This window comes from Psychrobacillus sp. Z3-81 (assembly GCF_056620325.1).
Genome location: NZ_JBWQPU010000111.1, coordinates 1 through 235, shown reverse-complemented (window position 1 = coordinate 235; position 235 = coordinate 1). Strand labels below are relative to the sequence as shown.

The 235-nt window shown below is 48.1% G+C and carries 1 pseudogene; it reads left to right on the top strand.

Annotation, left to right across the window (positions count from 1 at the left end):
• Positions 1-235: pseudogene (locus tag AC1ECF_RS17830) on the top strand (MFS transporter); the annotation flags it as partial.

The following is a 235-nucleotide window of genomic DNA, read 5'->3' as shown; positions in this document are numbered from 1 at the left end:
CTCGATGCTCGCTTATGGCGTGAGTGAAGGTGGAACAAGCTGGACGTCTGCATCCACACTGACAGGTGTGATTGTAGGGGGAGTAGCGCTTATTCTGTTTGTTATTGTGGAGCTTCGTCACAAAAATCCATTGCTGGAGCTTCGTGTATTTAAATCATCTGATTTCACACGGGGAATTATTCTGGCATGGGTATCGCAAATTGCCCTGTTCGGAGCGATGATTCTGATCCCGCTC